This window comes from Methylobacterium sp. Leaf88 (assembly GCF_001422795.1).
Lineage (GTDB): Bacteria > Pseudomonadota > Alphaproteobacteria > Rhizobiales > Beijerinckiaceae > Methylobacterium.
Genome location: NZ_LMMK01000001.1, coordinates 177,811 through 191,572, shown reverse-complemented (window position 1 = coordinate 191,572; position 13,762 = coordinate 177,811). Strand labels below are relative to the sequence as shown.

Below are 13,762 nucleotides of genomic sequence, written 5' to 3'. Positions count from 1 at the left end.
AGCACCGGCAGCACCGGCAGCACCGGCAGCACCGGCAGCACCGGCAGCACCGGCAGCACCGGCCGGCTTCGCCGGTGGCACGGGGTCCGGCATGCGCTTGGCCTTCAGGTCGATGATCGGGCCATCAGTCACGGACTGGCCCGGACGCGCGCCGGGCTGCGGTCCCGCGAATCCGCCGGAGCGGGGCGGCTCGGATTTCCCGGAGTCGGCCTTCGGTGACTCGGCCTTCGAAGCATCGGTTCTGGCAGCGTCAGCCTTCGACGCATCGGGCTTGAGAGCCTCCGGCTTCGGCGCATCGGCCTTGATCGTCTCGGTCTTCGCGGCGCCGACAGCGAGCGGATCGGGGCGGGTCAGGTCCGGCTTGGAGGCATCCGGCTTCACGGCGTCGGCTCTGGGAGCATCGGATTTGACGGTGTCGGCTTTGCCAGCGTCGGGCGTGAGGATCGCGGCCTTGGCGGCTTCCGTCTTCACGGCGTCCGTCTTCGTGCCTTCCGTGACCGGCTCTGCCTTTGCCGGCTCACCTTTCCCCGGCTCACTCTTGCCGAACGTACCCGGCGTGCCGCCGGGCTGACCCGGCTTGGCCGAGGCCTCGACCTTCGGCGGAAGGGAGCCGCCCGGCGTGGCGGGCTTGCCGGGCTCGGCCGGCCGGTTGCCGGTGGGAGAACCCGGGCGGTTGGGGTCGCTGTTGGGTGGTTTCACGGTTCAAGGCTCCCTTCCCGTCTCCCGCCGCCCGACCCGTTCGGCGCATCCGGCGCCCGGTGGGTCGAGGCTGGCGGCGCAGCTTCTTGCGCTCGTCCTAGCACCAGGGCCGCCGCCGGAGCGAGGCCCTTATCGAAATCCTGTTGGCCCGGGGGCCGGCAATCCCGCGAGGAGCGCGTCCTCCCCGGGGCGGTCGGGCACGAAATGGACCGCGACCCCGGCGGTGACCAGGGGCGCGGCGACATCCGCCGACAAGCAGTAATGCGTCAGGTCTCCGAAGGCTCCGCCGAGCCCGGCCGCCGTGGCGAGATCGTGTGCCGCCTGCGCGCTGCGCCGGGAGTAGTGGAGCGCCCCGTCGAGGCGCCGGCCTGCGAGGGCGTCCGCCGCCGCATCGGGCAGCCGCGCCACCTCCCGCGCGGCGTAGAGTTCGCATACCGCGAGGCGGTATCCGGCCGCGATCAGGGAGGCGGCGGGCTCGGCCTTGCGCTCGGCCCCCGCCGCGTGGACGAGGTGCGCGCCCAAGGGCAGGGAGGCCCGGACCAGCCGGGTCAGGGCCCGCGCGTCGCCCTCCGCCTCGCGGACGTCCGCGAAGCCCAGCTCCCGCGCGAGGGCGGCGGTCCGGGCTCCCACCGCGAAGGTCGGGACCGCGCGGAGGCGCGCGCGCTCCGCCGGCGTCAGCGCCGCCGCCGCGTTGGCGCTTGTGAGGATCAGCCCGGCGAAGGTCTCCTCTGGCAGGCGGAATCCCGTCGGTGCGACGGTGAGGACCGGGGCGACGAGGGGCCGGTGTCCCAGGGCGGCAAGGCGCGCGCCCGTCCGCGCCGCCCCCGGTTCCGGCCGCGCCACCCAGATCCGCATCCCGCTTCGCGCTCCCAGAACCCCGCGCCCATCCATGCCGGTCTCGCCGCCGCTGGCAACCCGTCGTTGCCGCCGGAGGAGGCGGACGATAGGGTGCGGCGCATCCCCCGGGCCACACCGCACCCCTCCGACGAGGCCCCCTTCGAGATGATCCGCCGTCCATGAACGTCCTCGGCATCGAAACGACCTGCGACGAGACCGCCGCCTCCGTAGTCGCCCCCGGCGAGAACGGGCGCGGGCGCATCCTCTCCAACGAGGTGCTGAGCCAGATCGCCGAGCACGCGGCCTATGGCGGCGTCGTTCCCGAGATTGCGGCCCGCGCCCATGTGGAGGTGCTCGACCGGCTCATCGACCGGGCTTTGGGCAGCGCCGGCCTGACCCTGGCCCAGGTCGACGGCATCGCGGTGGCGGCCGGGCCCGGCCTGATCGGCGGCGTGCTCATCGGCCTCGTCACGGCCAAGACCCTGGCGCTGGTGGCGCGCAAGCCCCTGATCGCGGTGAACCACCTGGAGGCGCATGCGCTGACGGCGCGGCTCACCGACGGCATCGGGTTCCCCTACCTTCTGCTCCTCGCCTCCGGCGGGCACACCCAGCTCGTGGCGGTGCGGGGGGTCGGCGATTACGTCCGCCTCGGCACCACCATCGACGACGCCATCGGCGAGGCCTTCGACAAGGTCGCCAAGCTCCTTGGCCTCGGCTATCCGGGCGGCCCCGAGGTCGAGCGCCTGGCCGAGACCGGCGATCCGGAGCGCTTCGCCCTGCCGCGGCCGATGCTGGGGCGGCGTGAGGCCAACTTCTCCCTGTCCGGCCTGAAGACCGCCCTGCGGATCGAGGCGGAGAAGCTGGCGCCGCTCTCCTCCGTCGACGTCGCCGACCTCTGCGCCGGCTTCCAGGCGGCGGTGGTCGACGTGGTGGTCGACCGCCTGCGGGTGGCGATGCGCGACTTCGCCTCCGTGGCCGGCCATCCCACCGCCCTGGTGGCGGCCGGCGGGGTGGCGGCCAACGGCGCGATCCGCCGGGCGCTCACCACCCAGGCCGGCGAGGCGGGCCTCGCCTTCGTGGCGCCGCCCCTGGCCCTGTGCGGCGACAACGGCGCGATGATCGCCTGGGCGGGTATCGAGCGCCTGCGCCTCGGCCTCGTGGACGACCTCACCGCGCCGGCCCGCGCCCGCTGGCCCTTCGCGGAGCCGAAGGCGGTTGCCTGAGGCCGCGCGGCTGCGCTGGCGCGACCTCGTCGAGCGACGCCTGCCCGAGGCGGCCCGCCCGGACTGGCCGGTGCACCGCGACCATTGCTTCGCGCGCATCCTCCTCGACAACACTTGCGGCGGCCCCTGGCGCGAGAGCGTGCCGGCCCCGGCCTGGGCGAACCTGCCCCTTGGTCAGCTCGCCGCCGCCACCGAACTCGGCGAGGCGGTCCTCTTCGGCCGGGCCGACCTGCGCGCGCTGAACCGGCGCTCGTTGGCCCTGCGCGGCAAGCTGCGGGAGGCCGACGCGGTGGCGCCGCCCGAGGGCCTTCGCGACGGAAACCTCCTGTTGCGGCCCTGGCAGGCGGGCGACGAAGCGCGCTTTGCCGCCCTCAACGCCGACCCGGAGGTCATGCGCCACTTCCCCGCCACCAAGGACGCGGCCGCGAGCCGGGCCGAGGCGCGGACCTGTGCCCGGCGCTTCGCGGTGGACGGCTTCGGCCCCTGGGCCGTCACGGTGGAGGGACGCGGGTTCGTCGGGATGATCGGCGGCGCGCGTCTCCTGCGGCCCATGCCGTTCCCGGGCGGCGAGCGGCCGGGCGAGACCGTCGAGATCGGCTGGCGCCTGGCGCGCGAGGCCTGGGGCCATGGGATCGCCACGCGGGGGGCTCGCCTCGCCCTCGCCGACCTGTTCGGCCGCTGCGGCCTCTCCGGGGTCGTCGCCTTCACGGCCGAGGGAAACACGCCCTCGCGCCGGGTGATGGAGCGCCTCGGCATGCGCCCGGAGGGCGGCTTCCCGCATCCGGCCCTGCCGCCGGGGCATCCGCTGCGGCCGCATCTCCTGTATCGTCTGCGGGCGGACCACGTCAGATCGCGAGGGACCAGCGCATGAAGCGGATCGGAGTCGTCGGCGGCGGTGCCTGGGGCACGGCGCTGGCCAACGCGGCCGCCGCGGCCGGGCACGACGTGACCCTGTGGCTGCGCGACCCGGAGGCGGCGGCGCGCCTGCAGGACACCCGCGAGAACGCCCGCTACCTGCCCGGTGTGCCCCTGCACCCCCGCATCGCCGTCACCGCCGGAGCTTCCGACCTCGCCGAGGCCGGGACGGTGCTGATGGTGACGCCGGCCCAGACCCTGCGCGGGGTTCTGGCCGACCTGGGCGCCGCCTTCGCGCGCCAAGCCGCCATCGTGCTCTGCGCCAAGGGGATCGAGCGCGGCACCGACGCCTTCATGAGTGATGTCGCAGCCGAGCAGCTCGGCGCCGCTGCCCCGGTGGCGGTCCTGTCCGGCCCGAGCTTCGCCGCGGACGTCGCCCGCAACCTGCCCACCGCCGTGACGCTCGCGGCGGCGGATGCCGGTCTCGCCGCGCGCCTGGCCGGCACCCTCTCGGGGCCGACGCTCCGGGTCTATCACACCGACGACGTGCGCGGCGTCGAGATCGGCGGGGCCGGCAAGAACGTCCTCGCCATCGCATCGGGCATCGTTGCCGGACGCGGTCTCGGCGAGAGCGCCCGGGCCGCGCTGATCGCCAGGGCCTTCGCCGAACTCATGCGCTTCGCCCGCGCCTATGGCGGCCGGCCGGAGACGCTGATGGGCCTGTCGGGCCTCGGCGACCTGGTGCTCACCGCCTCCTCGCCGCAATCGCGCAACTTCGCCTTCGGCCAGCGCCTCGGCGCGGGGGCATCGCCCGAGGCGGCCGCCGGCGGCAAGCTGGCGGAGGGCGCCTTCACGGCTGCCGCCCTGGTCGACCTCGCCCGCGCCCGGGGTATCGAGATGCCGGTGGCCGAGGCGGTGGCCGCTATTGTCTCGGGCGGCGCCAGCGTCGACGGCGTCATCGCCGCCCTGCTGGCGCGGCCGCTGCGGGGAGAAGCCGAGTGAGCCAGCACCCCATCCGCGCCTTCCTGACAGGCTCCGGCAAAGACGGGGCCGGGCGGCGCCTGAGGGAGATCCTCGCCTTCGACGACGCCCATATCGAGGGCGTGCACGACTTCATCCAATGGTGCTTCCCCCTGCACGAGGCGAGCCTCGCCGTACCGGGTGCGCCGGTGCTGAGCCGGGCCGAAGCCGAGGCGATCCGCGCCGATCCGGCGGCCCTGTCGGGCCTGCGCGCCGCCCTCGGGCGGATGACCCGCTTCTATGCCGAGACCGACGGCTGGCTGCGGCCGCACGACCACAACCACCTGCGCATCACCCGCATCCTCTCGGCCCTGTCCGATCTCCTGGGGCCCGAGGCGGCGACCGAGTTCCACGCCTTCGTCACAGCCCGGAACGCGAAGGCCGGCGCCCCGATCAACGCCACGAGCCTGCGCTACTGGGAGGCCGCGCTCCGGGGGGCCTGACGGCCACGCTTGGCCGGTGCTATGGAGCCGGCGTCTCTGGAGAAGCGCATGGCCTACTGGCTCTACAAGTCCGAGCCCTCGACCTGGTCCTGGGAGCAGCAGGTCGCCGCGGGCGGCGCCGGCACGCACTGGAACGGCGTGCGCAACCACGTCGCCAAGAAGCACCTCATGGCGATGGAGGTGGGCGAGCGCGGATTCTTCTACCACTCCAACGAGGGCAAGGCGGTGGTGGGCATCGTCGAGGTGATCCGGCCCTACTACCCGGATGATTCCGACGCGACCGGCCGCTTCGGCATGGTCGATCTGCGCGCCGTCGAAGCGCTGCCCCGCCCCGTGACCCTGGAGGCGATCAAGGCCGAGCCGCGCCTCGCCGCCATGGTGATCGCCAACAATTCCCGCCTCTCGGTCCAGCCCGTGACGGAGGCCGAGTGGGCGGTGGTGCGCGCGATGGGCGGCCTCGGCTGAGCCGCCGTCCGCTCAGCCCTGGCGCTGCGCCTGCGTCACCGCCAGGTGGATCAGCTCCGCGAGGGTGCGCAGGCCGAGCTTCTGGCGCATCATCGAGCAGGCGTTGGTGATGGTCTTGTAGCTCACCGACAGGTCGCTCGCGATGGCGCCGTAGGACTTGCCCTGCGCCAGGCGCTGCAGGATCTGCAGTTCGCGCGGCGTCAGCTGGGTCTCGGGCGTGCGCTTCGGGTCGGTGCGGAGCATCGCGACCTCGGTGGCCAGGCGCGGATCGAGGTAGGGGCGGCCGGACCGGACCCGCTCGAAGGCCTCGAAAAGCTCGCCGGAGGCGTGGTCCTTGAGCACGTAGCCGAGGGCTCCGGCCTCCAGGGCCCGTGCGACGATGACCGGATCGTTGTGCATGCTGAAGACGAGGATGCGCACCGCCCGGTTGGCGTCGCGCATCCGCCGGATCAGTTCGAGGCCGGCGAGGCCGCTGCCCTGAAAGGTCAGGTCGCAGATCACCGTCCCGGGACGCAGGCGCAGGAAGCTGCGATAGGCCGCGACCACGCTGGTGGCCTCGATGATCCGCTCGATCCCCGCATCCTCGAGCACCCGCCGGCAGCCCTGGAGTACGATCGGGTGATCGTCGATGACGAGGGTCGGCGCCTCGGTGGTGGTGGCGATCGCGTTCATGCGCTGGGAATCGGACTCGTGTCGACGTCCCGCTCATCATCGAGCGGAATCATGATCCGGACAACCGCGCCGGGCTGATCGTTGTCAAGCATGAACGTGCCCCCGAGGGCTTCCACGCGCTCCCGCATCCCCGAAAGACCGAGTCCGAGGCTGTGACCGGTCGGAATGCCGGTGCCGTCGTCGTGGATGGCGAGGCGCAGGACCCGCCCGGCGGTGGTGGCCTCGTCCCGCACCTGGACGGTGACGTTCCGCGCCCCGCCGTGCCGCACCGCGTTGGTCATGCTCTCCTGCATGCAGCGGAATACGGTCAGGTCGGTCACGTCGCCGTAGCCGCGGGCCAGGCCCTCGAAGCTCCCGGCGAAGCGCGTCCCGGTGTGACGGCGCCGGAAATCGCGCAGCAGCAGATCGAGGCATTCCGGCAGGGGCACCTGCCCGAGGGCGTGCGGCCGCAGCCGGTTGAGGAGGTCGCGGTTCCGGGTCTGGACCTGGCCGACGATGCTGGCGATGTCCTGGGCGCGCTGCTTCAGGCGCGCCCGGTCCGGCGGCGCCTCGGCCTCGGCCATGCGGACCACCGAGGCGGCGGTCGCTTCCAGGGCGAAGAGGCAGGGGCCGAACTCGTCGTGCAGCTCCAGGGCCGTGCGGCGCCGCTCGTCGTCCTGTGCCGACAGGAGCTGGCGGTTGAGCCGCCCGTTGGCGGCCCGCGTCTCCGCCAGGGCCTGGGCCACCCGGTTGAACCGGGTGGCGATGGCGGCGAGTTCGCGCGAGGCCGGCGGTTCGAGCCGGACGGTGTAATCCTGCTGCTCCAGCTGGATCAGCCCCTCGGCGAGGTCCGTCAGCGGCGCCAGGACGCGGCCGAACGCCACCGTGAGGGCGCCGAGCAGCCCCAGGCTGAGGCAGAGGCTGGCAAGCGAGAGCGACAGGGCATAGACCCAGACCTCGTCGATCTCGTCGTGCGGCTGGGTGGTGATGCGGGCGGTGCCGATGCGCCGGCCCTGCGCCACGATCGGCAGGTCGTGCTCGCGGATCGCCGGGGCGATCAGGGCCGCGAACCAGGCCGGCGCCGCGTGCGGGTCGTGCCGGACCCGGCCGAGGCCGCCGGTGACGACCTTGCCGGCGTCGTCCAGCACCGTGACGCGGACGTGGCGCAGATCGTGGATGCGCAGGTTCAGGGTCTGGAGGATGCCGGCGGGCGGCCCCGCCTGGGCGAGGTCGATGGTATCGGACACCAGAAGCTCGACATTCGTCATCGCGGCCTGCATCTCGACCTCGACGGCGGAGCGGGCGTTGACGACGATGACCGCGCACGAGACCAGGGCGGCCAGGACATCGATGGCGAGGACCAGCACGATCATCCGGGTCCGCGTCGGCCACGACGCCCAGAGCGACCGGCGGCCCGCCTCCGCCGACGCCGCGGGCGGGGCGCCGTTGCGGTGGGGCAGGCCCCATCGGGATCGGGCTGCGGAGGCGGCGTCGTGAGGCATGGCGACTCGGGTGGCGGCCGTCGGGGAAAGCGTGCGCGGTCGTCGCCCCGTGTGTAGCGAACCCGACGCCGAATGGCAGCGTTCCGATTCGGTTTCGGGCCTCGTGGCCGGAGCCCTGGCCGATCCGGAGACCAGCTGGACGATGGGGGGATTCGGCGCGCTCGCCAGCGTCGGGCGCCGCGGCGATCTGGTCGTCGCCGCTCCGGCGGACGGCCGCCTCGGCTGGATCACCCCGTTCGGCGGGATCGCCCTCGCGCCGGCGGAGGCGATTCCCGTGGCCTACGAGACCGCCTTCACCGGCGGCTGGAGCCACGCCGTCGCCCTGTGTCTGCCGATGGCGCTCTGCCCCCGGACGGGGGCGGGGCCGATCCGCGCCGCCGGATGCGACGACGGGGCCCTGCGCCCGCGGAATCTTGGGGATAAGTGGTTCGACCTTGGCCTCGACCTGCCGCAGGGCCGCCTGTTCCTGCGTTCCGCCGACCCGGACGCGCTCGCGCGCCTCGCCGCCCTGGCCGGACGGACTGCCGCACACGATCCCGAGGCGGTTTCGAGCCTGATGGCCGCCGCGGACGTGGTCGTCACCACGCCTCTCGGCCGGATCGAGGTCTATGCCGGCGCGGACCCGCAGTCGGGCGGGCCGCGGGCCTTCCTCGACCCGAGGATCCTGGCCCTGGGCCGCACCCACGCCGCCACCGCCCCGATTCCCACCGGGCTGGTGCCCGTCGCCCAGTTCACGCCGCCGCATCCCTGCCGGGACGGGCAGGGCCGGCCCCGCCCCTTCGATCATCGGACGCATGCCGCCTTCCAGGCGATGCTGACCCGCTGGGGCGACCCGGAGCGGGTCCGCCTCAAGGCGCGCCTGGTCGCGGGCGAGCCCTTCGCGCCCATGACGGCGAATCGTGCGACGCGCGCCGTCTCGCGCCTCGTTCACGTCCAGGCTGCGGCGGCGGCGAATCAGGACGGGACCAAGTCCTGCCCAGACACCTCGCGTTAAACCTGTTGGATCTATTCAGATTCGTGACGCGTCTGATCCGAGCCTGTTCAAGGATTGGGTTAAGGACATCTTCATGCCCCATTGCGGCGCCTCTTTCGTTACACGCAGGCGTCGCCCCTCGGGCCTCGCCGCGCCGGTCGTGCCCGACCAGCGCCGCGTGATCGACCGGCAACGGTCAATCCGAACCTCTTGAAGCGTGCGAGATGTCTGAGACCCTGATGTCCGTAACGATCGATCCCTCCGAGACCCGGCGCCCCGTCGCGCCGGCGCCCCGCCCGTCCCGGGTGAAACTCCGGGTGGTGCTCCTCTCCGGCGCTGGCATCCTGGGCCTTGCCGGCTTCACTGCCTTCGCCTTCGCGACCCTCGGCAACCTCGCGGGGCCGCAATTCACCCGGCCGACTCTCGCCACGGCGTCCGCGACGCCCGCCAGTCTCGGACACAACGCCTCCGAATGGCCGGACCTGCGCGATGGCGTCCCGGCCCTCGCGCCGGCGAGGCCAAAGTCCGTCGCGGCCCCGCCGGATCAGCCGTCCGCGGCTCCGACGGCCGAGCGTCCGCTGGCCGCGGTCGCCCCGCCCGCGGCGCGGGTCGCCGAAGTGAGGCCCCTGGAAGTCAGGACCGTGGACGCGAAGCCCATCGGCGTGACGGTCGCCGAAGCGCGGCCGCCCGCGGCGCGGGCGCCCGAGGCGATTCCGGTCGAGAAGCCGGCGGCGGTGCCCGTCGCCGCGAAGCCGGCGCGCCTGCCGCCGATCGAGAGCGCCGCGGTGCTGCCGCCGGCGCGTCCGGCCTCGCTGGTCCCGGTGACGCGCACCGCCACCCTGATCGCGCCGCTGCCCAACGAGACGACCCGGTCGCGGGCGACGAACGGCACCTTCACGGCCCTGACGCCGGAAGCGCCGAAGCACAGCCCGGTCGCCAAGGCGACGGAGACCAAGCCTTCGGTCGTCAAGTCTTCGAGCGTCAAGACTTCGGTCGGCAAGCCCGTTGTTGCCAAGCCTCTCGTTGCCAAGGCACCGAGCGGCACGCCGGAGACTGCGTCGGCGCCCCCGGTCGCGCAGGCGGAGCCCGAGCCGGAGCAGACGGAATTCCTGGGCGTGAAGGTGCCGTCGCTCGCCCCGGCCGGCCGCAAGATCGCCGAGAGCGTCGAGGCCCTCGGCAATGCGGTGAAGAACCTGCCCGATCACTTCTAGCGCAAGCGCCCGGCTTCGGGCGCCCTTCGTCGGATCGGAGCGCCCGGCTTCGGGCGCCCTTCGTCGGATCGGAGCGCCCGGCTTCGGGCGCCCTTCGTCGAGGTGGAGCGCCCGGCTTCGGGCGCCCCCGTCCGGTCAGCGCGCCCGGCTGGCGCGGGGCTTCTTGGCGATCTCGCGCTCGTGGCGCGCGCCCCGCGGGCTCTTCAAGCCCTTGGGTCCCTTCTCCTCGCGGGCCGGCTCCTCGTCCAGGATCGGCTCAACCTGGATCTCGGGCGAGCCGTTCTTGGCGAAGGTCTGGGCGAAGCGCGAGGCGGCGCCGCCCCGGACCTCGAACTTCGTCTCGCGATCGAAGATGCGGATCGCGCCGATCTCCTGGCGGCCGATATTGCCGCGCCGGGTCAGCATCGGCAGCAGGCGGCGCGGATCGGCGTTGTCGCGCCGGCCGAGGTTGAGCCGGAACCACACGGCCGGGCCCTGGGCGTCGATGCGGTCCACGTCGGCGGGATCGTAGACCGGGCGCGACTTACGCTCGGGGCCGGCCCCCGGATCGGTGACGTCCTCGGGGGCGGGCAGGCGGGAGCGGTAGATCCGCGCCAGAGCCGCGGCGAGTTCCTGGGGCGTGCGCTGCGCCATCAGGGTCTCGGCCATGGCCACGTCTTCCTCGGCCGGCTCCTCGGTGAAGATCGGATCCTGCCACATGCGCTCGCCGTCGAGGCGACGGATCTCGTCGGCGGTGGGCGGGCCGGCCCACTCGAACGAGACCTTGGCGATCATGAGCATCTGCTCGGCCCGGCGCCGCTTCGAGGCCGGAATCAGCAGGAGGCTGGTGCCCTTGCGCCCGGCGCGGCCGGTGCGGCCGGAGCGGTGCTGCAGCACCTCGGCATCGTGCGGCAGGTCGGCGTGGATGACGAGGCTGACGGTGGGCAGGTCGATGCCGCGCGCGGCGACGTCGGTGGCGACGCACACCTTGGCCCGGCCGTCGCGCAGCGCCTGCAGGGCGGCGTTGCGCTCGCCCTGGCCGAGTTCGCCCGAGAGCGCCACGGCCGAGAAGCCGCGCTCGGTGAGCACCGCCTGGAGGTGGCGCACCGCGTTGCGGGTGTTGCAGAAGATGATCGCCGTCGGCGCATCCATGAAGCGCAGGGTGTTGACCACCACGTGCTCCAGCTCGCGCGGCACCACGCGGATCGCCTTGTAGGTGATGTCGGCGTGGCCGCGCTCCTGGCCCTTCACGGCGATGCGCAGGGCGTCGTTCTGGTAGCGCTCGGCCAGGGTCGCGATCGCCTTGGGCAGGGTCGCGGAGAACAGCAGCGTGCGCCGCTCCTTCGGGGTCACCGAGAGGATGAATTCGAGGTCGTCCCGGAAGCCGAGGTCGAGCATCTCGTCGGCCTCGTCGAGGACGACGGCGCGCAGGTCCTGGGTGGCGAGGTTGCGCCGCTCCAGGTGGTCGCGCAGGCGGCCCGGGGTGCCGACGACGATGTGGGCGCCGTCGTTGAGCTGGCGGCTCTCGCGGCGCGGGTCCATGCCGCCGACGCAGGAGATGACGCGAGCGCCGGTCTCCGCATAGAGCCAGGACAATTCGCGCTCGACCTGCAGCGCGAGCTCGCGCGTCGGGGCGATGACGAGGGCGAGGGGCGCGCCGGCGGGGCCGAAGCGCTCGGCGTCGCCGAGCAGGGTCTCGGCGAAGGCGAGGCCGTACGCGACGGTCTTGCCCGAGCCGGTCTGGGCCGAGACGAGGAGGTCACGGCCTTGCGCGGCCGCCTCGATGACGGCGCTCTGGACGGGCGTCGGGTCTTCGTAGTCGCGCGCGGTCAGCGCTCGGGCGAGCGGGGCCGGCAGGGTGGGGAAGGGCACGGTGACGGAAGCCTTAGCGGGCAAGCAGGCGGAGAACCCGCCGGGGAGCCGTCGCGACGGGCGCGATCCTCTCCAAACCGACGTGATTCCGGCCTCGAACGGTTACGGATGGCGTCTCTTGTAGCCGGAACTGCGGCGCAGCGCCATGACCGCGGATGCATGCCCCTCCACCCCTGGGCGCCCGGACCCGCAGCGGACGCGCCTCGTGTTGTGTTCCCCGTGCCTCTCGTGCTCATCTCCGGCCCGTCATGGATATCCTCGTCGTCGGTGCCGGAATCGTTGGACTCGCCGTGGCCCGTGCCCTCGCGCGCCGGGGCCATGCCGTCATCGTGGCCGAGGCCGAGGGGGCGATCGGCACGGGCATCTCGGCACGCAATTCCGAGGTGATCCACGGCGGAATGTACTATCCGGCGGGCTCCCTGCGGGCCCGTCACTGCGTCGCCGGCGCGGCCATGCTCGCGGCCTTCTGCGACAGCCACGGCGTCGCCACCCGGCGCTGCGGCAAGCTCATCGTGGCCACCGCGGACTCCGAGCGCGACGCCGTCGCGGCGCTCAAGGCGCGCGGCGACGCCAACGGGGTTCCGGATCTGGCGCTCCTCGACGGGGCCGAGGCCCGGGACCTGGAGCCGAACCTCGCCTGCGTGGCGGCGCTGCACGCGCCCGGCACCGGGATCGTCGACAGCCACGGGCTGATGCTGGCGCTCCAGGGCGACCTGGAGGATGCCGGAGGCGCCATCGCCTTCGACAGCCGGGTGACGCGGATCGCCCGGACGCGCACGGGCTGGAGCGTCACCGTCAACGGCGAGGCCCTGCCGTTCGAGGCCGTGGTCAACGCCGCCGGCCTCGGGGCCCAGGGGGTCGCCGGCGCGGTCGAGGCCTATCCCGCCGCGCGCATCCCGCGCCAGGTCCTGGCGAAGGGCAGCTATTTCGGCTGTACCGGTCGGCCGGCCTTCTCGCGGCTGATCTATCCGGCGCCCGTCGAAGGCGGTCTCGGGATTCACCTGACCCTCGATCTCGCCGGCCGCATGCGTTTCGGCCCCGATGTCGAGTGGGTGGAGAGCCTGGACTATCGGGTCGATCCCGCCCGGGCCGATGCTTTCGCCCGGGCGATCCGGCGCTACTGGCCCGGCCTGCCCGACGGGGTGCTGACCCCGGACTATGCCGGCATCCGCCCGAAACTGACGGGACCGGGCGAGTCCGCCGCCGATTTCCGGATCGACGGCCCGGCCGAGCACGGGCTCCCCGGCCTGGTCCACCTCTTCGGCATCGAGAGCCCGGGCCTGACCTCGAGCCTGTCCCTGGCCGAGGAGGTCGCGGATCGGCTCGTCGGGGGCTGAACGAAACGGCGCACGAGCCCGCGACGCTGCCGAGCGGGCCGCCCGCGCCAGCCCCGTCGCCGCGACGGCAGTCGATTCGCTCGACGCTGTGGCCTTGTTCCGCTGCGATCGTCGCCCGCTTCCACGCGCCCGCCCGCGCGCCCTGACCACCGGCACCATGCCTCGGGGCCTGGGGCATGCGTCCGGCCCGCGACCGTCGGGACGCGGCCGCGGCCGGATTCGTTGCGGCGGGGAGGGGCGACTAGCGCGCGGGGACGAAGCGCAGCGTGCCGGCCAGCCGGCTCGATCCGCCGGTGTCGTTCGGGTGGTTGACGCCATCGACCACCGGGACCTCGGCGAAGTCGAAGGGACTGAGCCCGTCGAGGCAGGCAACGTTGACGCCGTACTGGTCGGGATTCGAGCGGCGCTGGTGGTGCGTGTAGATCCCGCAGCGCGAACAGAAGAAGTGCTGCGCCACGCCGGTGTTGAAGCGATAGCGGGTCAGCAGGTCCGCGCCCTGCAGGATCTCGACGCCGCCGGTCTCGGCCGAGACGACGACCGCCCCCCGCATCCGGCAATACGAGCAGGTGCAGCGCCGGACCGTGTCGAGACCCTCGCTCAGCGTCGCACGGAACCGGACGCCGCCGCAGTGACACTGCCCCTCGCGCTGATCGAGCTGCGCTGACATGGCGTCTTCCTCCGTCTGCCGAGACCTT

Annotated in this window: 13 protein-coding genes and 1 pseudogene; 8 read left to right on the top strand and 6 right to left on the bottom strand. The window is 73.4% G+C overall.

Going from position 1 to position 13,762, the window contains the following annotated elements:
- Both ASF20_RS00740 and ASF20_RS00735 read right to left on the bottom strand, forming a co-directional pair.
- Nucleotides 1-471: pseudogene (locus ASF20_RS00740) on the bottom strand (hypothetical protein); the annotation flags it as partial.
- Nucleotides 472-828: 357 nt separating this feature from the next.
- Complete coding sequence (locus ASF20_RS00735; protein WP_056269789.1) at nucleotides 829-1,554, bottom strand: uroporphyrinogen-III synthase; 726 nt, start codon at nucleotides 1,552-1,554, stop codon at nucleotides 829-831.
- A gap of 161 nt (nucleotides 1,555-1,715) precedes the next feature.
- Here ASF20_RS00735 and tsaD point away from each other — a divergent pair, with 161 nt between their 5' ends.
- The 5 genes from tsaD to ASF20_RS00710 are packed head-to-tail and all read left to right on the top strand — an operon-like array spanning nucleotide 1,716 to nucleotide 5,542.
- Nucleotides 1,716-2,759, top strand: coding sequence for a tRNA (adenosine(37)-N6)-threonylcarbamoyltransferase complex transferase subunit TsaD (gene tsaD / locus ASF20_RS00730; RefSeq protein ID WP_056269787.1), 1,044 nt, complete (start codon nucleotides 1,716-1,718; stop codon nucleotides 2,757-2,759).
- Entirely contained in the window at nucleotides 2,752-3,630 is an 879-nt protein-coding gene (locus ASF20_RS00725; RefSeq protein ID WP_056269784.1) for a GNAT family N-acetyltransferase, read from the top strand. Before tsaD ends, ASF20_RS00725 begins: the two co-directional genes overlap by 8 nt.
- Nucleotides 3,627-4,616, top strand: a complete 990-nt coding sequence (locus tag ASF20_RS00720; RefSeq protein WP_056269782.1) for an NAD(P)H-dependent glycerol-3-phosphate dehydrogenase — start codon at nucleotides 3,627-3,629, stop codon at nucleotides 4,614-4,616. The genes ASF20_RS00725 and ASF20_RS00720 overlap by 4 nt, the downstream gene beginning before the upstream one ends.
- A complete protein-coding gene (locus tag ASF20_RS00715) occupies nucleotides 4,613-5,077 on the top strand; it encodes an opioid growth factor receptor-related protein (RefSeq protein ID WP_056269778.1) in 465 nt (154 codons plus the stop codon). The genes ASF20_RS00720 and ASF20_RS00715 overlap by 4 nt, the downstream gene beginning before the upstream one ends.
- 48 nt (nucleotides 5,078-5,125) lie before the next feature.
- Entirely contained in the window at nucleotides 5,126-5,542 is a 417-nt protein-coding gene (locus ASF20_RS00710) for an EVE domain-containing protein (protein WP_056269775.1), read from the top strand.
- A 12-nt stretch (nucleotides 5,543-5,554) separates the two neighbouring features.
- Here the strand turns inward: ASF20_RS00710 and ASF20_RS00705 are convergent, their stop codons facing one another.
- Both ASF20_RS00705 and ASF20_RS00700 read right to left on the bottom strand, forming a co-directional pair.
- Nucleotides 5,555-6,214: a response regulator transcription factor gene (locus ASF20_RS00705; RefSeq protein ID WP_056269772.1), complete on the bottom strand. Its 660-nt coding sequence runs from the start codon at nucleotides 6,212-6,214 to the stop codon at nucleotides 5,555-5,557.
- A complete protein-coding gene (locus ASF20_RS00700) occupies nucleotides 6,211-7,695 on the bottom strand; it encodes an ATP-binding protein (protein WP_056269769.1) in 1,485 nt (494 codons plus the stop codon). Before ASF20_RS00700 ends, ASF20_RS00705 begins: the two co-directional genes overlap by 4 nt.
- Nucleotides 7,696-7,744: 49 nt before the next feature.
- On the opposite strand from ASF20_RS00700, the gene ASF20_RS00695 reads away from it, so the two are divergent.
- Together ASF20_RS00695 and ASF20_RS00690 are read left to right on the top strand one after the other, a co-directional pair.
- Complete coding sequence (locus ASF20_RS00695; RefSeq protein ID WP_056269766.1) at nucleotides 7,745-8,689, top strand: hypothetical protein; 945 nt, start codon at nucleotides 7,745-7,747, stop codon at nucleotides 8,687-8,689.
- Between the two features lie 218 nt (nucleotides 8,690-8,907).
- Nucleotides 8,908-9,879, top strand: a complete 972-nt coding sequence (locus ASF20_RS00690) for a hypothetical protein (protein ID WP_156647923.1) — start codon at nucleotides 8,908-8,910, stop codon at nucleotides 9,877-9,879.
- A 135-nt stretch (nucleotides 9,880-10,014) separates the two neighbouring features.
- On the opposite strand, the gene ASF20_RS00685 is transcribed toward ASF20_RS00690, so the two are convergent.
- On the bottom strand, nucleotides 10,015-11,730 hold the full coding sequence (locus ASF20_RS00685) for a DEAD/DEAH box helicase (RefSeq protein ID WP_056269986.1): 1,716 nt from the start codon (nucleotides 11,728-11,730) through the stop codon (nucleotides 10,015-10,017).
- 248 nt (nucleotides 11,731-11,978) lie between these two features.
- Here ASF20_RS00685 and ASF20_RS00680 point away from each other — a divergent pair, with 248 nt between their 5' ends.
- Complete coding sequence (locus ASF20_RS00680; RefSeq protein WP_056269760.1) at nucleotides 11,979-13,067, top strand: NAD(P)/FAD-dependent oxidoreductase; 1,089 nt, start codon at nucleotides 11,979-11,981, stop codon at nucleotides 13,065-13,067.
- A 241-nt stretch (nucleotides 13,068-13,308) separates the two neighbouring features.
- Here ASF20_RS00680 and ASF20_RS00675 read toward each other — a convergent pair whose 3' ends face one another.
- Complete coding sequence (locus ASF20_RS00675) at nucleotides 13,309-13,734, bottom strand: GFA family protein (protein ID WP_056269757.1); 426 nt, start codon at nucleotides 13,732-13,734, stop codon at nucleotides 13,309-13,311.
- Nucleotides 13,735-13,762 lie beyond the last annotated feature (28 nt).